Genomic DNA, 17,755 nt, shown 5'->3' on the forward strand with positions numbered 1-17,755 from the left:
GCGGCGCCCGGAGGTCGGGCGCCACGCTCAGTCCTTGACGATCTGGGCGAGCAGGGTCACGACGCCCACCCCGACACCGATGGGGATGGCGGCCTCGGGGGCGGCGGCGCAGATGCCGGCCGCGACGAGGGCGATCAGGATGATCAGCAGCGCCCGGGTCGTGATGAGCGGGCCGGGGCCCGGGGGACCGGGCGGCCCCGGCACCGGCGCGCCCGCCCGCGGGCGATCGTCGACGTTGGCCCGCCTGTCGGATCGTGCTCGCATGTCGGCTCGACCTCCATCCCCCGCGTCGGGTGTGGTCACCGCATGATTCCCCGTTCGTGAAGCGTCCTCGCGTCCGTGCCGGAGGCCGGGCCAAAGCATGAGCGATTCATGGACGGCGGCATCCCGCGTCATGGGAGTCGGCCGTTCCGCGGGGCGCCGGATGCCCGGTCTGCGTGGCTGATCCGGGATCATTGCGCCATGACACGGACCGTACGGAAAAGCCGGGCGAGGCGGGTGCTCCGCGGGGCGGGCTGGGCGATGGCGTTCGTCCTCGGCCTCGCCCTCCTCGCACCGGTCGCGGCGTGGGCGTGGTGGCAGCCCGAGCCGAAGGCGTCGGGAACCGGGACCAACGCGATGTGGGCGCGGCACCAGTGGGTGGGGGAGCCGCACACCGACGCCGAGTACCGCGAGCTCGCGGAACTGCTGCGGACCAACCGCATCACGGACGTGTACTTCCACACAGGTCCGTTCGAGGCGGACGGCACGGTCCCGCCGGGCAAGTACCGGCACGCGGGCGCCCTCATGGAGGCGATGGACCGGTACGCGCCGGACGTACGGACGCAGGCCTACCTCGGGCAGATCCGCGTGGTCGCGGGCGAGGGGATCATCGAGATCGACGACCCGGCCGTCCGCGCGGAGATCCTGCGGACCGACGAGATCTTCCTCGACCTCGGGTTCGACGGCATCCACTACGACCTCGAGCCGATCTACCCCGACGACGCGGCGTTCCTCGACCTGCTCGACGCGACCCGCGAGCTGACCCGCGAGCGGGACGCGCTGCTCTCGGTCGCGCTGGAGCAGTCCGCGCTCGTCGACTCCCTCCAGCCGGTCTACTCGGCGCTGCTCCCGCGCCAGGGCGCCCTGCGCCACCCGGCCCGGCCCACCGAGGAGTTCCTGCTGGAGGTCGCGGGCAAGGTCGACCAGGTCGCGATCATGACCTACGACGTGTCGCTGCCGACCCGGTCCCTGGCGGGCTGGCACTTCGCCCGGCACACCCGCGCCACGCTCGAGCTCATCGGCGACCGCACCACCGTGTTCATCGGCGTGCCCACCTACCGGCCGCCGATCATGCCCTGGGCGGAGGACCTGGAGGTCGCGCTGCGCGGCGTCCGGCGCGGCATCGACCAGCTCGACCGGCCGCCGAAGCGTCCGTACGGGGTCGGGATCTACGCCGCCTGGACCACGAGCGCGGACGAATGGGCGCTGTATCGCGCGAATTGGCTGCCGCCCGCGACAGTGAAGCTTGGCGGTTGAGAAACCCCTTCCGTGACGTTTCAGAACCCCGGTTTCCCCAGGTAGAAAGGGGCGGGTACGCGGGCTCCGCCGGGGTAGACCCCGGTGCGGCGCGCCCGGCCCGAGCGGCGGGCCGGAGGGCGGACGGCACGAGGAAGTGGGGACGAGGCCGATGACCATTCAGCAGACCGCGCGGCACGACGGCGACCGCCTCAGCGAGCTGTCGGCGGAGTTCACCGGGTGGCGGATCGGACGTGGCGGGTCCGGGTACTGGTGGGCCGTCCGGGGCAATGATCTCGTCCGCACGCCGGACGTCGAGGAGCTGCGCGTCCGCCTGCGGGAGTTCGCGCCCGGCCGCGCGGCGGCCGAGGCCTGACGCACGCTCGCCGCGTGCTCGCCGAAGACTCGGTAGGGGCTCGGTGGGGGCTCGGTGGGGGCTCGGTGGGGGCTCGGTGGGGGCTCGGCGGGGGAGGCGGACGGGCGTCGCCGTCCAGGCGTGATGTCGGGTATGGGCGCGTTATGCAACCGAGTCCGGAGAGTGGCCGGACCGACCCCGTAGCGAGGCGTTCGCGTGCCACGATGTCGATGGAGCCACTGCCACGCGTACCCCCGAGCGTGTGGCAGTGGCTCCTTCGCGTCCGCGAGGTCGCGGACCGTCCCGGCGGGGCACGAACCGGGCGTCCGAGCACGGTCTCAAAAGGGGCAATTCGGTAGGCTTTGCCCTGAGCGCGACCTGCGGGTCCAAGGGGAACCGCCGGAGCGGTACCGTTCGTACCATGGCACCCAGCACATCCACCGACGCTCCGTTCGGACGGATGCTGACCGCGCTGGTCACTCCGTTCCTGCCGGACGGCGGCGTCGACTACGACGGCGCCGCGCGCCTCGCGACCCACCTGGTCGACGAGCGGCGCCACGATGGCCTGGTCGTCAACGGGACGACCGGCGAGTCGCCGACGACGAGCGACGAGGAGAAGCAGAAACTGCTTCGCGCGGTCATCGACGCGGTCGGGGACCGCGCGGTGATCATCGGCGGCGCTGGGACGAACCACACCGAGCACACCCTGAAACTCGCGCGGCAGGCCGAGGCCGCCGGCGCGCACGGGCTCCTCGTGGTCACGCCTTACTACAACAAGCCCCCGCAGGAGGGGCTCGTCCGCCACTTCACGGCGGTCGCCGACGCGACGGGCCTGCCGTGCATGCTGTACGACATCCCCGGGCGCGCCGGAGTGCCGATCCAGAACGACACCCTGGTGCAGCTCGCCGAGCACCCGCGGATCATCGCCGTCAAGGACGCCAAGGGCGACCTGTTCGGCGCGTCCCGGGTGATGGCGGAGACCGACCTCGTCTGGTACTCCGGCGACGACATCCTCAACCTTCCGTGGCTGTCGGTCGGCGCGGCCGGGTTCGTCAGCGTGGTCGGCCACGTCGTGGGTACGGAACTGCGTGAGATGATCGACGCCCATCTCGCCGGCGAGCACAAGCGGGCGCTGGAGATCCACCGGCGGCTGCTGCCCGTGGTCGCCGCCATCATGACCCGTACGCAGGGCGCCATCGCCGTCAAGGCGGCGCTGAACCTGCTCGGCCTCCCCGGAGGCGGCCCGCTCCGCGCTCCGCTGGTGGAGGCCACGCCGGAGTTCGTGGCGCAACTGCAAGAAGACCTTGCAAACGGAGGAGTCAAAGTGTCGGAGGTCGCCATCCCGGAGGTCGCCCGGTGAGTCATCCTCACCCGGAGCTCTCGGAACCGCCCGCGCCGCCCGAGCACGGTCTGCGCATCGTCGCGCTCGGCGGCCTGGGGGAGATCGGCCGCAACATGACGGTGTTCGAGTACGGCGGCCGCCTGCTCGTCGTCGACTGCGGCGTCCTCTTCCCCGAGACGGAGCAACCGGGGATCGATCTGATCCTGCCCGACTTCGACTACATCCGGGGCCGCCTGGACGACATCGAGGCGATCGTCCTGACGCACGGGCACGAGGATCACATCGGCGCCGTCCCGTACCTGCTGCGGGAGCGCCGCGACATCCCCGTGATCGGGTCGAAGCTGACGATGGCGCTGCTGGAGGCCAAGCTCGCCGAGCACCGCATCAAACCGGTCGTCGACGTCGTCGCCGAGAGCGAGCGGCGCACGCTGGGACCGTTCGAATGCGAGTTCCTGGCGGTCAACCATTCGATTCCGGACGCCCTGGCCGTCGCCGTCCGCACGCCCGCGGGGGTCGTGCTGCACACCGGCGACTTCAAGATGGACCAGCTCCCGCTGGACGGCCGGCTCACCGACCTGCCCGGCTTCGCGCGGCTCGGCGCCGAGGGCGTCGACCTGCTGCTGTCGGACTCCACCAACGCCGAGGTCCCCGGGTTCGTCACCAGCGAGCGCAACATCGGCCCGGTCGTCGACGAGGTGTTCCGCACCGCCGAGGGCCGGCTGATCGTCGCGTGCTTCGCCTCGCACGTCCATCGCGTGCAGCAGGTGCTGGACGCCGCCGTTGCCAACGGCCGGCGGGTGTGCTTCGTCGGACGGTCGATGGTGCGGAACATGGGCGTCGCCCGCGAGCTCGGCTACCTGGAGGTCCCCGAGGGGATCATGGTCGAGCCGAAGCAGCTGGACGACGTCCCGCCCGACAACCTGGTGCTGGTGTGCACCGGTTCCCAGGGCGAGCCGATGTCGGCGCTGTCGCGGATGGCGAACCGCGACCACCAGATCCGCATCACCGACCGCGACACCGTGGTGCTGGCGTCGTCCCTGATCCCCGGCAACGAGAACTCGGTCAACCGCGTGATCAACGGCCTCACCCGCTGGGGCGCGCGCGTCGTCCACAAGGGCAACGCGCTGGTGCACGTGTCCGGGCACGCCCCGGCGGGCGAGCTGCTCTACGTCCTGAACGTGACGAAGCCGGGCAACTTCATGCCGATCCACGGCGAGTGGCGGCACCTGCGCGCGCATGCGAAGCTCGCGATGCTCACCGGCGTTCCCGAGGACAACGTCGTCATCGCCGAGGACGGCGTCGTCGTCGACCTCGTCGACGGCGCGGCGAAGATCGTGGGCGCCGTCCCGGCCGGGTACGTGTACGTGGACGGGCTGTCGGTCGGCGAGGTCACCGAGACGTCCCTGAAGGACCGCCGGATCCTCGGCGAGGAGGGGTTCGTCTCCATCGTCGTCGGCATCGACTCCACCTCCGGCAAGGTGGTGGCGGGGCCGGAGATCCACGCGCGCGGCGCCGGGATCGTCAACGAGGACTTCGAGGACGTCCTCGAACGGCTCGAGGGCGTCCTCGCCGACGCGGCCGGCGACGGCGTCAACGACGTGCACCAGCTCAACCAGCTCGTCCGCCGCACGGTCGGCAAGTGGGTGAGCGAGAAGTACCGCCGCCGCCCGATGATCATCCCGGTGGTCGTCGAGGTCTAGGACGCCCGCGGTCCGGACGCACGGACGCCGCGGGGCCGCACGGCCGGCCCCGCGGCGCCCGATCCGGCCCGGATCCGGGCCGCGCGTTCACCCGCCCGCCGCCGCGCCGTCCGCGACACGCCCGGCCGCCGTCCCTGGGACGCCCGCCGATGCTTGGTTACCCTCGTCATCATGGCCACACGTGCGTCCGGAGAGGCGAACAGCTCCTCCCGCGCCGGGGGCGGCCCGGCTCGCCGACCCGCCGGGTCGTCCCCCCGGCAGCGATCCAGCGGCAACGGCAGGAGCGGCGGCAAGACCGCCCCGAAGGGCGGTGCCAAGACCGGCGGCAGGAGCGGCGGCAAGCCCGCGCAGGGCAAGGGCGGCTTCAAGCGGGCCCCGGCCGCCAAACCCGACCCGATCCCGCAGGCGATCCTGGGCGTCTTCAAGCTGCTGTTCAAGCTCTGGCAGCTCGCCGCCGTCACCGTCGGCTCGGTGTTCCGCGCGTACGGGAACGGCGCCCGCAACCTCGACCCCGAGCACCGGCGGGACGGGCTCGGGCTCGCGCTGCTCGGCTCCGCCATCGTGGTCGCCTCGGTGACCTGGTTCCGGCCGGACGGCGTCGTCAGCGTCGCGCTCGAGAAGGTGATCCGCGGCGGGCTCGGCATCGTCGCGATGGGCGTACCCGTCCTGCTGGCCCTGCTCGCGTGGCGGACGCTCCGGCACCCCGACCAGCACGAGGACACCGGGCGCGTCGCCATCGGCATCACCACGCTCGGCGCCGGCGTCCTCGGCATCCTGCACCTGGCCGCCGGGCTGCCGGCCCCGGCCGACGACATGCCGGGCGTCCGCGAGTCGGGCGGGGTGCTCGGCTGGCTCGTCTCGGCGCCGCTGGACACCGCGCTCAGCGGCTGGGTGGCCGTCCCGCTGCTGCTGCTCCTGTCCGGGTTCGGGCTGCTGGTCGTCACCGCGACGCCGATCAACAAGGTCCCCGAGCGGCTCGCCGAACTGTGGTCGGTCGCCACCCTGCAGGGCCGTCCCGAATCCGCGCCCGCCGACGGCGCCGAGGACGCGGCGCGGGACGACGGGCCGGCACCGCGCAAGCGCCGCCGCAAGGGCCGCAAGGCCGCGGACGGGGACGCGGAGAACGGCGAGCCGGAGATCGGCGAGCACTCCCGCCCGTACGACTCGCCGCTGCTGGACGACGAGGCCGGCGGGGCCGGTGCGTCCGGCGGGTCCGGGAAGCCCGCCCCGACGCGCCGCGACCTCGCCGACGAGCTGTTCGACCCGGACCCGTTCGGCGCCGAGGTCCCGCCGCCCGCACCGCCCGGCGACGACGACCCGTACCCGTTCGACCCGCCCGCGGCCGAGGCACCGCCCCCCGAACCGGGCGCCCCCGGACGCGACGCGGCCGAGCGCGAGATCCCCGATCCGACCCCGGCGCCGCGCGGCTCCGAGCAGCTGCCGCTGTCGTCGTCCGGCGAGATCTACGTGCTGCCGGACCCGTCCGCGCTGCGGCCCGGCAGTGCCGCCAAGCCGCGCACCAAGGCCAACGACACCGTGGTGAACGCGCTCACCGGCGTGCTCGAGCAGTTCGACATCGACGCGCAGGTCACCGGGTTCACCCGCGGCCCGACGATCACCCGGTACGAGATCGAGCTGGGCCCGGCGGTCAAGGTCGAGAAGGTCACCGCGCTGACCAAGAACATCGCCTACGCGGTGAAGAGCGCCGACGTGCGGATCATCTCCCCGATCCCCGGCAAGTCGGCGATCGGGGTGGAGATCCCCAACACCGACAAGGACATCGTCAGCCTCGGCGACGTGCTGCGCGCCCCCGCCGCGACGAACGAGCACCATCCGATGATCGTCGGGCTGGGCAAGGACGTCGAGGGCCGCACGGTCGTGGCGAACCTGGCCAAGATGCCGCACATCCTCATCGCGGGCGCGACCGGCGCCGGTAAGTCGACCTGCATCAACGGGCTCATCACCTCGATCCTGATGCGGGCGACGCCGGACGAGGTCCGCATGATCCTGGTCGACCCCAAGCGGGTCGAGCTGACGATGTACCAGGGCATCCCGCACCTGATCACGCCGATCATCACCAACCCGAAGAAGGCCGCCGAGGCCCTCGAATGGGTCGTCGGCGAGATGGACCGCCGCTACGACGACCTGGCGGCGTCCGGGTACCGGCACATCGACGACTTCAACAAGGCCGTCAAGGCGGGCAAGCTGGTGCCGCCGCCCGGCAGCGAGCGCGTGTACACCCCATACCCGTACATGCTGGTGATCGTCGACGAGCTCGCCGACCTGATGATGGTCGCGCCGCGCGACGTCGAGGACTCGGTCGTGCGGATCACCCAGCTAGCCCGCGCCGCCGGGATCCACCTGGTGCTGGCGACGCAGCGCCCGTCCGTCGACGTCGTCACCGGGCTGATCAAGGCGAACGTCCCGTCCCGGCTGGCGTTCGCGACCTCATCGCTGTCCGACAGCCGCGTCATCCTCGACCAGCCCGGCGCGGAGAAGCTCGTCGGGCAGGGCGACGCGCTGTTCCTGCCGATGGGCGCGAGCAAGCCCATGCGGCTCCAGAACGCCTACGTCGCCGAGAAGGAGATCACGACGGTCGTCGGCCACTGCAAGGGGCAGATGGAGGCGTCCTACCGCGACGACGTCGGCGACGCCGCCAAACCGAAGAAGGAGATCGACGAGGAGATCGGCGACGACATGGACCTGCTGGTCCAGGCGGTCGAGCTGGTCGTGTCGACGCAGTTCGGCTCCACCTCGATGCTGCAGCGCAAGCTGCGGGTCGGGTTCGCCAAGGCGGGCCGACTGATGGACCTCATGGAGAGCCGCGACATCGTCGGCCCGAGCGAGGGCTCCAAGGCGCGCGACGTTCTCGCCAAACCGGACGATCTGCCCGGAGTGCTCGCGGAGATTCGCGGTGCCGGCTAGGAACGGCCGTCTCGCCGATGATCAGCGATTTCGCGCGGGACGGCGGCGGACGGTGGACGATCATGACGGAATGATGCGAAATCTTGCCCACATTCGAACGCGTTGCGAGTCGCACGGGGGGCATGCCCTTCCTAGACTGGAGCCACGGATGTGGGATCGGTCATAGTCGCCCCCGAAGGAGGCTCGGCGTGAGCATCGGAGAGACCCTGGCGAATGAGCGACAGCGAGCCGGTCTCTCGGTGACTCAGGTGAGTCTCCAGACGCGGATCCGGGAGACCGTGATCCGCGGCATGGAGGCCGACGACTTCGCGCCCTGCGGCGGCAACTTCTACGCGCGCGGCCACATCCGGAGCGTCTCGCGGGTCATCGGCATCGACCCCGAACCCCTCGTCAGCGAGTTCGACGCCACCCACGGCGGCGCGCCGCAGCCCGTCTCGGCCGTCTCGGCGTTCGAGCCCGAGCAGCCGGTCCGGGAGTTCCGCGAGCGCCGCCCGCCGAACTGGAGCGCCGCGATGGCGCTCGCGCTCGCGCTCGTCGTGGTCTACACGGTCGTCCAGGTCGTCGGCCCGGACGGCGGCGAGCGGCGCACCGCCACGCAGGTCGCCGGGACGCCCGGCACGTCGCCGTCCGCGACGCCGTCGAGCGCGCCGACGAAGAAGAGCGACCCCGTCGCCGCGGCGCCGCGCACGGAGGTGGACGTGCGCGCCACCGCGAACCGCACCGTGTGGCTGAGCGTCCGCGACGGCGCGGGCAAGGCGCTGTTCACCGGGATCATGCGCAAGGGCGACCAGAAGCGGTGGACGGCCGACAAGGAGATCGCCATGGTGATCGGCATCGGCGGCGGCGTCGACCTCACCGTGAACGGCAAGGAACTCGGCGCGCCCGGCGAGGACGGCGGAGTGCAGCGGCTCAGCTTCGACCGCGACGACCCCGAAGCGGCCTGACGCGCGCGACGATCGGCCCACCGGTCCCCCCGGCGGCCGGAGCCCATTACCTTAGGGGGCATGTCCACTCGCGGTAAGGTCTCGCTGATCACGCTCGGTTGCGCCCGGAACGAGGTCGACTCCGAGGAGCTCGCCGCCCGTATCGAGGACGCGGGGTGGGACCTTGCGGACGGTTCGGACGGTTCGGACGGCGCCGACGTCGTGGTCGTCAACACCTGCGGGTTCATCGAGGCGGCCAAGAAGGACTCGATCGACACGCTGCTGGCCGCGCACGACTCCGGTGCGAAGGTCGTCGCCGCCGGCTGCATGGCCGAGCGGTACGGCAAGGAGCTCGCCGACGCGCTGCCCGAGGCCGACGCCGTCATCGGCTTCGACGACTACGCCGGCATCGGCGACCGGCTCGACGACGTCCTGGCCGGGCGCGCGCACACCGCGCACACCCCGCGCGACCGCCGGACCCTGCTGCCGATCAGCCCGGTGGAGCGCGGCTCGTCCGCGTCCGGAGTGGCGATCCCCGGGCACGGCGGCGCGGACGGCGACACGTCCGGCCCGGCGTCCGGCCCCGCGTCCGGCGCCGCGTCCGGCGGTGACGCGCCGGGCGGTGACCTGCCCGACGGCGTCGCGCCCGCGTCCGGTCCCCGGGTGCTGCGGCGGCGGCTCGGCGGCGGCCCGGTCGCCCCGCTGAAACTGGCGTCCGGCTGCGACCGCCGCTGCACGTTCTGCGCGATCCCCGCGTTCCGCGGCGCGTACGTGTCGCGCCCGCCGGAGGAGGTGCTGGAGGAGGCCCGGTGGCTCGCCGCGCACGGCGCCCGCGAGCTCGTCCTGGTCAGCGAGAACTCCACGTCCTACGGCAAGGACCTCGGCGACCTGCGCGCGCTGGAGAGGCTGCTGCCCGGCCTCGCGGCGGTGGCCGGAGTCGAGCGCGTCCGCGTGAGCTACCTGCAGCCCGCCGAGACGCGGCCCGGACTCGTCGAGGCGATCGGCGCCACGCCCGGCGTCGCCCCCTACTTCGACATGTCGTTCCAGCACGCCAGCGGTCCGGTGCTGCGCGCGATGCGCCGGTTCGGCGACCGGCCGCGCTTCCTGGAACTGCTCGAGCAGATCCGCGCGCACGCGCCGGAGGCGGGCGTCCGCTCGAACTTCATCGTGGGCTTCCCCGGCGAGACCGAGGACGACTTCGAGGAGCTCGCCGAGTTCCTGTCGGCCGCCCGGCTGGACGCGATCGGCGTGTTCGGCTACTCCGACGAGGAGGGCACCGAGGCCGCGAAGCTGGACGGCAAGGTCGACCCGGACGAGGTCGCGCGGCGCGTCGAGGAGCTGACCGGGCTGGCCGACGAGCTGACCGCGCAGCGCGCCGAGGACCGCGTCGGCACCGAGGTGCGGGTGCTGCTGGAGGACAAGACGGACGACGGCGGGTTCGAGGGACGCGCCGACCACCAGGCCCCCGAGGTGGACGGCACGGTGCTCGTGCGCGGCGCGGGTCTCGCGCTCGGCGAGATCGTCACCGCCCGCGTCGTCGGCAGCGACGGCGTCGACCTGATCGCCGACGCGGGCGCACCGTGACGGCCGGCGCGCCGGACCCGGTGGCCGAGGACCGGGACACGCCCACCGCCAGCGTCTACAACATCGCGAACCTGCTCACCCTGCTGAGGATCGCGCTCGTCCCGCTGCTCGTGTGGCTGCTGTTCCTGGACGGCACCGGCTGGCGGCTCGCCGCGTTCGCGGTGTTCGCGGCGGCGTCCATCACCGACAAGATCGACGGGGACATCGCGCGCGCCCGCGGCCTGGTCACCGACTTCGGCAAGATCGCCGACCCGATCGCCGACAAGGCGCTGACCGGGGCCGCGCTGATCTGCCTGTCGCTCCTCGGGGAGCTCTGGTGGTGGGTGACCGCCGCGATCCTGATCCGCGAGATCGGCATCACGCTGCTGCGGCTCGTCGTCATCCGCTACGGGGTCATCCCGGCGAGCAAGGGCGGCAAGCTGAAGACGATGCTGCAGGTCATCGCCATCGGCCTGTTCATCCTGCCGGGTCCGCTCGACCCGATCCGCTGGGCGACGATGGCGACGGCCCTGGCCGTCACCCTCGTCACCGGCGTCGACTACATCGTCCAGGCCTGGCGACTGCGCCGCTCGGGCGGGCGGGCGCACGGGGAGAGCGTGTGACGGCGGACGGGTACACCTATCCGGAGGTCGGGGCCACGCGCGCGGGGACACGTCCCGAGGGCTACCGGTACCTGCGGGTTCGCATGCGCGTGGGGGAGGGGCCGGACGCGCTGCCGGCCGCGGCGGACGCGGTCCTGAGCCTGCGGATGCACCGCGCGCTGCCCGTCCGGGTGCGCGCGTCGGCGTCGCGGGCCGAGCCCGGCGCGGAGGTGGCGATCGGTGCCGGGGCCGGGCCGCTGCGGCTGCTGGCGCCGTGCCGGGTGGTGTGGGTGCGCGAGGACGAGCGCGGCGCGGGTTTCGGGTACGGGACGCTGCGCGGGCACCCGATGTCGGGCGAGGAGTCGTTCGTCGTGGAGCCGGACGACGCGGGGGCGGTGTGGCTGACCGTCACCTCGTTCAGCCGGCCCGCGACGGCGGCGGCGCGGCTGGCGGGGCCGGCCGCTCCGGTCTTCCAGCGCCTCTACGCGCACGCTCTGGGCGTCGCGCTGCGCAGGTTGCTCCGGCACTGACCGTCCGGTCACGGGGAGCGGCGGAGCGGAACGGCGGAGCGGAACGGCGGGGCGGAACGGAGCGGGCCGCGGAACCACGCCCACCCCGGTCGTGGTTCCGCGGCCCCGTTCACGGTGCCCCGCGCTCCCAATTATCCCTGCGATTCGGGGTGCTACGCGAATCGCAGGGATGAGTTTTGACTCACAATATGACGCTCACTTCTGCCGAATGTGGGGCGGTGCGGCCGGGGCGGACGTGCCGATATGCGGCCCGGGTGCGGTCCGAGTCGCGCGCGACGTGCACGTATGACAGGACGATGAACGCCATGTGTACCCGATGTTTTGTTCGGCGAGAAAAAAGCGGCTCGGAGGCGGCGCGGTCGGCTTTCGGGTACAACGTGAGATTCGTCCTGATTCGGTCATTCGAGGCGGCCGACCGGCGGCGCGGGCCCCGCGCGGGCCCCGCGCGGGCCGTGCGCGGGCCGTGCGCGGGCGTTCCGGCCCGCCTCCGCCCGCGTCCGGCCCGTGCCCGCCGTCGGTGGGCGGCGGTAGATTCGGGGACCTGATCGGGAGGGGACGGGATGCGCGTCGAGCTGCTCACGGTCGGGGACGAACTGCTCCTCGGCGACACGATCAACGGCAACGCCGCATGGCTGGGGCGGCGGCTCGCCGACCGCGGTGTGGAGGTCGCCCGCAGCGTCGTGGTGGGCGACGAGACCGGCGTGATCGTCGAGGCGGTGACGGCCGCGCTCGGCCGCGCCGACGCGGTCATCACCACCGGCGGGCTCGGGCCCACCTACGACGACCTCACGCGGGACGCGCTCGCCGCCGCGGCGGGCGTCCCGCTCGTCCGGGACCCCGGCGTCGCGGCGCGGCTGCGGGAGCGGGCGGCGGCGGCCGGGCACGAGGTCCGGGAGATGGCGCTGCGCATGGCGGACGTGCCGGAGGGGGCGGGGCTGCTGCGCAACTCGGCCGGATCGGCGCCCGGGCTGCGCGTCGAACTGCCCGGCGGTGTCGTGTACGCGCTGCCCGGCGTCCCGTTCGAGATGCGCACGATCATGGACGAGGTGGTGCTGCCCGAGCTGGCCGGGCCGTCCGAGGTCGCCCGCCGCACCCTCCGTACGGCCGGCGTGTGGGAGTCGGTGCTCGCCACCCGGCTCGCCGAGATCGAGGCGATGGACGGCGTCCGGCTCGCGTACCTGCCGCAGCCCGCGGAGGTCCGGGTCCGCGTCACCGTCGCCGGGACGGACGCGTGGGACCGCCTCGCCGGCGTCGAGAAGCGCGTCCGCGAGCTGGTCGGCTCCGCCGTGTACGGCGTGGAGGACGAGACGCTCGACCGTGTCGTGCACCGGCTGCTGACGCAGCGGTCCGCGACGGTCGCGGCGGCCGAGTCGCTCACCGGCGGGCTGATCGGCGCGGAGCTGACCGCGATGCCCGGCTCGTCGGCGACGTTCGCGGGCGGCATGGTCACCTACGCGACGGAACTGAAGCGGCGCCTTCTGGGCGTCCCCGGAGACCTGCTCGCCGAGCACGGCGCCGTCCACCCGGACGTCGCGGCGGCGATGGCGGCGGGCGTCCGGGACCGGCTCGGCGCGACGTACGGGATCGCGGTCACCGGCGTGGCCGGGCCGGAGGCCCAGGACGGCCGTCCCGTGGGAACGGTCTATATCGGTGTGGCCGGACCCGGCGATACGCGCACCGTCACCAAGCCGGAACTCCCCGTACCCGGTCCCGGTCCGGAGACCCGGGACGTCATCCGCCGGATGACCGTTGTTCACGCGCTTGACCAGCTCAGACGCGTTCTGCTGGGGCTCGGGGCGGACGCCTGGGGCGAGTTCGTCCGGTAAGTTCGGGAAGAGTCGGGCTGATTACAGCGTTACGTTGCGAGCGAACACGAAATCAACGGTCTGCCATGGTCACCGTCAAGGCAGGTACGGTGGAAGTGGCAGATGGTCCGAACTGAGGGAGGGAGCGAGACGATGGTCCTGCTTCGCCAGCTGCTCGGTGACGTACTGCGGCAGCTGCGGCTGCGCCAGGGACGCACCCTCCGTGAGGTGTCCGCGGCGGCGCGGGTTTCCCTCGGTTATCTCTCCGAGGTGGAACGAGGGCAGAAGGAGGCGTCCTCGGAGCTGCTCTCCTCGATCTGCAAGGCTCTGGGAGTGCCGCTGTCGCACGTGCTGAGGGACGTCGCGGATCAGCTCGCCCTCGCCGAGCTGCAGCACGAGCCCGTCATGGCGGGTGCCCCCGAGCACGACCGCATTCCCGCGGAGAGCATTCCGGAGACGCCGGAGGAGATCACGGGCGAGCTTCGCGCCGACATGGTCGCCGCCTGAGCGGCGGCCGACGGCCGCCCTCGCCGGGGCGGGGCCCGAGGGGCCGCCGCTCGACGGTGCCTGCTCGGGGATCGCCGCCCCGGGCGGCTGCCGCTCGCCGTCACCGGCCCGTCCGGAGAACCCGGCCGCGGGTGTGCGCGGTCTCACGGTTGGGCACGGCATAGCGGGGGATTCTCACCGGTTGTAACGGATAACCGTAACGACGCGGAAGGAGCCCACAATGGCGGCGGTCAAGAGCCCCCTCACCGAGACGGCGCAGAAGGTCGTGGGGAACGCATTGCAGGGCGCCCTCGTCGACCTCATCGATCTGGCGCTGGTCGCCAAGCAGGCGCACTGGAACCTCACCGGTCGCAACTTCAAGGTCGTCCACGAGCACCTGGACGAGGTCGTCGACCTCGCCCGGCAGAGCCAGGACGACGTCGCCGAGCGCGCCGTGGCGATCGGGGTGAGCCCCGACGGCCGCGTCCGCACGGTCGCCGACCGGAGCGAGCTCCCGCAGCTCGAGGCCGGCTACCTCGCCGACGACAAGGTCGTCAGCGCGGTCACCGACGTCCTCGCCCAGATCATCGGCCGTTTCCGGGAGCGCATCGCCGAGACCGACGAGCCGGACCCGGTCACCCAGGACCTGCTCATCGGCATCACCCACGAACTCGAGAAGCAGCACTGGATGTTCCAGGCGCAGACCTGACAGACCCGACCATCGCGCCCGCCCATCCGCGCGGGCGGCCCACGACGCCGAGGCCCCGGTCCGTACGGACCGGGGCCTCGGCGTGTTCCGGGGGAACGCCCGGCGGGGCGGCGGCGTCCATGAACCATGGGAGTGTTGGGAAAGGGCGCGTGCATCGGCGCGATCGTCGCGGGGGCGCTGCTCGCGGCGGGCTGTGACACGCCCGTCGCCTGCCCGGCGATCGGGTCCCCGTCCGGGGTGAGCGTGGACGTGCGGCCGCCGGAGGCCGCCCGGGTCGCGTCGGCGTCGCTGCGGGTGTGCTGGGACGGCGCCTGCCGGACGCCGCCGATCACGCTCCGGCCGTCCTCGACGTCCGTGCCGATGGGGTGCGACGGGGACGGGCCGGACGCGGCGTGCGGCGCCTCGGCGTCACCGGACGGCGGCCGGACCGGGTTCGCCCCGGTGCCGGACCTGCCCGAGCGGCCCGTCGACGTCGAGATCACCCTCCGGGACGACGGAGGCGGCGAACTGCTCGCGGAAACCCTGCGGGTGACGCCGAAGGCGACCTACCCGGGCGGGCCCGACTGCGGCAAGGGCGGCCCGCAGGCCCGGATGACCGTGGCGGACGGGCGCGTCACCGCCGGTTGAGCCGCTCCAGGACGGTCTCGGCGAACTCGACGGCGAGCGGGCTGAGCGCGTCCCAGTCCCGGGCCGCCCACCCGGCGGCCAGCGGCGGCAGATCCGGGATCGGGATCAGCCGGACGTCCCCGGAACCGGCGCCGGAACCGTCGCGCCAGCCGGGAAGCGCGGGCAGGATCGCGTGGCCGAGGCCGAGTTCGGCGAGCAGCAGCGCGGTGTCCCAGTCGGCGACGCTCGCCGTGGACGCGAGCCGGAGCCCGTGACCCTCCAGGCGCATCTCCAGGTGGACGCGGGACGTGGCGTGCTCGGGCAGTTCGATGTGCCGGATCTCCGCGAGGTCGCCGAGCGCGAGGGACGCCCGGCAGGCGAGCGGGTCGTCGCTGCGGACGGCCAGCACCCACGGCAGCTCGCAGGACGCGCGCTGCTCGACGCCGTCGAGTGGCGGCCCGATCGTCACCCACGCGAGGTCGGCGGCGTGCGAGCGGACGGCCTCCAGGCAGCGGCGGCTCGACCCGGCCGTCTCGAACTGCAGGGCGACCTCGGGGTGCCGCGCGCGGAACGCCGCGACGCCCCCGGCCATGAAGTGCCGGACGGTCGTGGCGCCGGTCGCGACCCGCACCGTGCCGCCGACGCCGCGGCGCAGATCGTCCAGGAGGCGCAGGGCCGCGTCGAGTCCGGACAGGCCGTCGGCCGCGGCCCGCCGCAGGACCCGCCCGGCGCCGGTGGGCACCACACCGCGCGGGCGGCGCTCCAGCAGCACCAGGCCCGTCTCCCGTTCCAGCCGCCTGACGTGCTGGCTCACCGCGGACTGGCTGCACGACAGGTCGCGGGCGACGGCGCTGAGATTGCCCGCCTCGCAGACGGCGACGAAGACCCGCAGGTCGTCCAAGGTCATGATCCCCAAGGTAGCCCTTGGGGTTGTCCAAGGAAACCTGAGAATTGACTTGGGTATATGCCGGTTCGATGATGGGGCGTGCGGGCGCCGGATCCGGCGACCTGCCGCGGGCGGCGACCCGCCCGGCGTCCCGGGCGTGCCGGGCGGGCGCCGACCCCTCGCCCCGCCCGACCCCTCGCCCCGGTGGGCTCGTGCCGGTCGGTTCGTGCAGGTGGGTTCGTGCAGGTCGGACCGGCCGGGCGGTCAGATTCGACGATCCGTGCCGGTCGGATCGGGCCCGCGCCCGTCGGGCACTTCGCGGCCGACGAGTGGTGCCGGGGCCTCGACACCGAACCTCACCGGCGCGCCGCCGGGGCACGCGCGGGGCCGTGCGGTGTGATCCCCGGGCGTCCGGGGTGCGCGGTCAGGGCTGGCAGTGCGGGCACCAGAACGTGACGCGATCGTCCGCGGACGGGGACGGGGACGGGGACGGCTGTCCGGCCCGGCGGATCGCGGTGCCGCAGCGGCGGCACGGGCGTCCGGCCCGCCCGTACACCCAGTGCTCGTGGCCGCGCCGCAGGTCACCGGTCGTGACGTGCCCGTACCGGTCCTGGTTGGCGGCCAGCAGGCGGTGCGCGAGCTCCACCAGTCCGGACATGCCGGGCACGTCGCCGACGGGCGTCCACGGGTGCACGCCGCGCAGGAACAGGACCTCGGCCTTGTACACGTTGCCGATGCCGGCCAGCCGCGTCTGGTCCAGCAGCGCCTCGCCGACGGGACGGCCGGGGTCCGCGGCGAGCCGCGCGACGGCCTCGGCGGCGAGTTCGGGCCCCCACGCCGGATCGAGGAGGTCCGGGCCGAGGTGCCCGACGGCGCCGTCCTCGTCGGCGGTGCGCAGCAGCTCCACCAGCCCGAGCGAGCTGCCGACCGCCTGCCATTCGGCGTTGCCGAGCACGAGCCGCACCCGGTGGTCGCGGGGGACGGGCCCGGCGCGCCGCACCCGCCAGCGTCCCTCCATCAGCAGGTGCGTGTGGACGGTCACGCCGCCCTCCACGCGGATCAGCAGGTGCTTGCCGCGCGACACGACCTCCAGGACGGTCCGGCCGCGCAGGTCGACGGTCGCGAGCCGGGGGACCCGGAAGTCCGAGCGCGTCAGCGGCCGGCCGGCGAGCGCCTCGTGCAGCCGCCGGGCCGCGAGCCGGACGACGTCCCCCTCCGGCACGTCACCGCCCTCCGGGCGGTCTCGCCGCTAGATGAGCGATCCGCTCTCCCATGCCGACGGGTCCTCGGTGAGGACGCGGACGGAGTCGGGCAGCTCGCCGGCGGCGATGTGCGAGAGGCGGACCCGCTCGAGGATCGCGCGCTCGCTGGCGCGCAGCGCGATCCACACCTCCTGGAGGGACCGCGCGGGGCCCTCGTAGCCGACGTGCTCGGGGCGCTCGCCGCGCACGCCCAGCAGCGGTCCGTCGATCGCCCGGATGATGTCGGCCAGGGAGATCTGCTCGGCGGGCCGGGCCAGCCAGTAGCCGCCCTCGGGCCCGCGCTGGCTGCGGACGAGACCGGAGCGGCGGAGCTGGCCGAGGATGTTCTCGAGGAACTTGGGCGGGATCTGCTGGGCCTCGGCAAGCTGGACCGCGGTCACGGGATGACTCCCGGCCACCGCCAGCTCCGCGGAGGCACGCAGCGCGTAGTCGACCCGGGCGGACAATCGCATGCACGTATTATCCCTCGCCGGCCGGACTGGTCGGGCGGTCCCCCGGAGACCGATGCGCAAAAGGAACGTGGTGCGCCCACCGGAACCGGGCCGTTGTCCGGCGGACGCACCA

17 protein-coding genes are annotated in these 17,755 nt (G+C 73.4%); 13 read left to right on the forward strand and 4 right to left on the reverse strand.

Annotated elements, in window-relative coordinates:
* Nucleotides 1-27: 27 nt before the first annotated feature.
* Nucleotides 28-264, reverse strand: a complete 237-nt coding sequence (locus F7P10_RS35020) for a hypothetical protein (protein ID WP_151016124.1) — start codon at nucleotides 262-264, stop codon at nucleotides 28-30.
* 198 nt (nucleotides 265-462) lie between these two features.
* On the opposite strand from F7P10_RS35020, the gene F7P10_RS35025 reads away from it, so the two are divergent.
* The 13 genes from F7P10_RS35025 to F7P10_RS35090 all read left to right on the forward strand — a co-directional run bounded on the left by F7P10_RS35025 (nucleotide 463) and on the right by F7P10_RS35090 (nucleotide 15,064).
* Nucleotides 463-1,518, forward strand: a complete 1,056-nt coding sequence (locus F7P10_RS35025; RefSeq protein WP_254716179.1) for a glycoside hydrolase family 18 protein — start codon at nucleotides 463-465, stop codon at nucleotides 1,516-1,518.
* Between the two features lie 151 nt (nucleotides 1,519-1,669).
* Nucleotides 1,670-1,873 carry a hypothetical protein gene (locus F7P10_RS35030; RefSeq protein ID WP_151016126.1) on the forward strand — a complete coding sequence of 68 codons (204 nt, stop codon included), beginning with the start codon at nucleotides 1,670-1,672 and terminating at the stop codon, nucleotides 1,871-1,873.
* Nucleotides 1,874-2,273: 400 nt separating this feature from the next.
* Nucleotides 2,274-3,212, forward strand: coding sequence for a 4-hydroxy-tetrahydrodipicolinate synthase (dapA, locus tag F7P10_RS35035; protein WP_151016128.1), 939 nt, complete (start codon nucleotides 2,274-2,276; stop codon nucleotides 3,210-3,212).
* A complete protein-coding gene (locus F7P10_RS35040; protein ID WP_151016130.1) occupies nucleotides 3,209-4,894 on the forward strand; it encodes a ribonuclease J in 1,686 nt (561 codons plus the stop codon). The genes dapA and F7P10_RS35040 overlap by 4 nt, the downstream gene beginning before the upstream one ends.
* A gap of 171 nt (nucleotides 4,895-5,065) precedes the next feature.
* The gene (locus F7P10_RS35045; protein WP_151016132.1) at nucleotides 5,066-7,819 is read left to right on the forward strand and encodes a DNA translocase FtsK; all 2,754 of its coding nucleotides are present in this window, start codon (nucleotides 5,066-5,068) and stop codon (nucleotides 7,817-7,819) included.
* A gap of 248 nt (nucleotides 7,820-8,067) precedes the next feature.
* Nucleotides 8,068-8,763 carry a helix-turn-helix domain-containing protein gene (locus F7P10_RS35050; protein ID WP_254716180.1) on the forward strand — a complete coding sequence of 232 codons (696 nt, stop codon included), beginning with the start codon at nucleotides 8,068-8,070 and terminating at the stop codon, nucleotides 8,761-8,763.
* 60 nt (nucleotides 8,764-8,823) lie between these two features.
* Nucleotides 8,824-10,326: a 30S ribosomal protein S12 methylthiotransferase RimO gene (rimO, locus tag F7P10_RS35055; RefSeq protein ID WP_151016135.1), complete on the forward strand. Its 1,503-nt coding sequence runs from the start codon at nucleotides 8,824-8,826 to the stop codon at nucleotides 10,324-10,326.
* On the forward strand, nucleotides 10,323-10,928 hold the full coding sequence (locus F7P10_RS35060; RefSeq protein WP_151016137.1) for a CDP-alcohol phosphatidyltransferase family protein: 606 nt from the start codon (nucleotides 10,323-10,325) through the stop codon (nucleotides 10,926-10,928). The genes rimO and F7P10_RS35060 overlap by 4 nt, the downstream gene beginning before the upstream one ends.
* A complete protein-coding gene (locus F7P10_RS35065; RefSeq protein WP_151016139.1) occupies nucleotides 10,925-11,437 on the forward strand; it encodes a DUF1990 family protein in 513 nt (170 codons plus the stop codon). Before F7P10_RS35060 ends, F7P10_RS35065 begins: the two co-directional genes overlap by 4 nt.
* 560 nt (nucleotides 11,438-11,997) lie before the next feature.
* The gene (locus F7P10_RS35070; RefSeq protein WP_151016141.1) at nucleotides 11,998-13,263 is read left to right on the forward strand and encodes a CinA family nicotinamide mononucleotide deamidase-related protein; all 1,266 of its coding nucleotides are present in this window, start codon (nucleotides 11,998-12,000) and stop codon (nucleotides 13,261-13,263) included.
* Between the two features lie 132 nt (nucleotides 13,264-13,395).
* A complete protein-coding gene (locus F7P10_RS35075) occupies nucleotides 13,396-13,749 on the forward strand; it encodes a helix-turn-helix domain-containing protein (protein WP_151016143.1) in 354 nt (117 codons plus the stop codon).
* 220 nt (nucleotides 13,750-13,969) lie between these two features.
* Complete coding sequence (locus F7P10_RS35085) at nucleotides 13,970-14,437, forward strand: Dps family protein (protein WP_151016145.1); 468 nt, start codon at nucleotides 13,970-13,972, stop codon at nucleotides 14,435-14,437.
* A 135-nt stretch (nucleotides 14,438-14,572) separates the two neighbouring features.
* Complete coding sequence (locus F7P10_RS35090) at nucleotides 14,573-15,064, forward strand: hypothetical protein (protein ID WP_151016147.1); 492 nt, start codon at nucleotides 14,573-14,575, stop codon at nucleotides 15,062-15,064.
* On the opposite strand, the gene F7P10_RS35095 is transcribed toward F7P10_RS35090, so the two are convergent.
* The 3 genes from F7P10_RS35095 to F7P10_RS35105 all read right to left on the reverse strand — a co-directional run bounded on the left by F7P10_RS35095 (nucleotide 15,051) and on the right by F7P10_RS35105 (nucleotide 17,643).
* Nucleotides 15,051-15,950, reverse strand: coding sequence for a LysR family transcriptional regulator (locus F7P10_RS35095; protein WP_151016149.1), 900 nt, complete (start codon nucleotides 15,948-15,950; stop codon nucleotides 15,051-15,053). The genes F7P10_RS35090 and F7P10_RS35095 overlap by 14 nt on opposite strands.
* A gap of 403 nt (nucleotides 15,951-16,353) precedes the next feature.
* Nucleotides 16,354-17,151, reverse strand: a complete 798-nt coding sequence (locus F7P10_RS35100; RefSeq protein ID WP_151016151.1) for a DNA-formamidopyrimidine glycosylase family protein — start codon at nucleotides 17,149-17,151, stop codon at nucleotides 16,354-16,356.
* Between the two features lie 27 nt (nucleotides 17,152-17,178).
* A complete protein-coding gene (locus F7P10_RS35105) occupies nucleotides 17,179-17,643 on the reverse strand; it encodes an Rrf2 family transcriptional regulator (RefSeq protein ID WP_151016153.1) in 465 nt (154 codons plus the stop codon).
* Nucleotides 17,644-17,755: the final 112 nt, after the last annotated feature.

Source organism: Actinomadura sp. WMMB 499, assembly GCF_008824145.1.
GTDB lineage: Bacteria > Actinomycetota > Actinomycetes > Streptosporangiales > Streptosporangiaceae > Spirillospora.

Bases quoted from the DNA above. Each gene is read 5' to 3' on its own strand.
- F7P10_RS35020 (WP_151016124.1), bottom strand. From the start codon at position 264: ATGCGAGCACGATCCGACAGGCGGGCCAACGTCGACGATCGCCCGCGG.
- F7P10_RS35025 (WP_254716179.1), top strand. From the start codon at position 463: ATGACACGGACCGTACGGAAAAGCCGGGCGAGGCGGGTGCTCCGCGGG.
- F7P10_RS35030 (WP_151016126.1), top strand. From the start codon at position 1,670: ATGACCATTCAGCAGACCGCGCGGCACGACGGCGACCGCCTCAGCGAG.
- dapA (WP_151016128.1), top strand. From the start codon at position 2,274: ATGGCACCCAGCACATCCACCGACGCTCCGTTCGGACGGATGCTGACC.
- F7P10_RS35045 (WP_151016132.1), top strand. From the start codon at position 5,066: ATGGCCACACGTGCGTCCGGAGAGGCGAACAGCTCCTCCCGCGCCGGG.
- rimO (WP_151016135.1), top strand. From the start codon at position 8,824: ATGTCCACTCGCGGTAAGGTCTCGCTGATCACGCTCGGTTGCGCCCGG.
- F7P10_RS35070 (WP_151016141.1), top strand. From the start codon at position 11,998: ATGCGCGTCGAGCTGCTCACGGTCGGGGACGAACTGCTCCTCGGCGAC.
- F7P10_RS35075 (WP_151016143.1), top strand. From the start codon at position 13,396: ATGGTCCTGCTTCGCCAGCTGCTCGGTGACGTACTGCGGCAGCTGCGG.
- F7P10_RS35085 (WP_151016145.1), top strand. From the start codon at position 13,970: ATGGCGGCGGTCAAGAGCCCCCTCACCGAGACGGCGCAGAAGGTCGTG.
- F7P10_RS35095 (WP_151016149.1), bottom strand. From the start codon at position 15,950: ATGACCTTGGACGACCTGCGGGTCTTCGTCGCCGTCTGCGAGGCGGGC.
- F7P10_RS35105 (WP_151016153.1), bottom strand. From the start codon at position 17,643: ATGCGATTGTCCGCCCGGGTCGACTACGCGCTGCGTGCCTCCGCGGAG.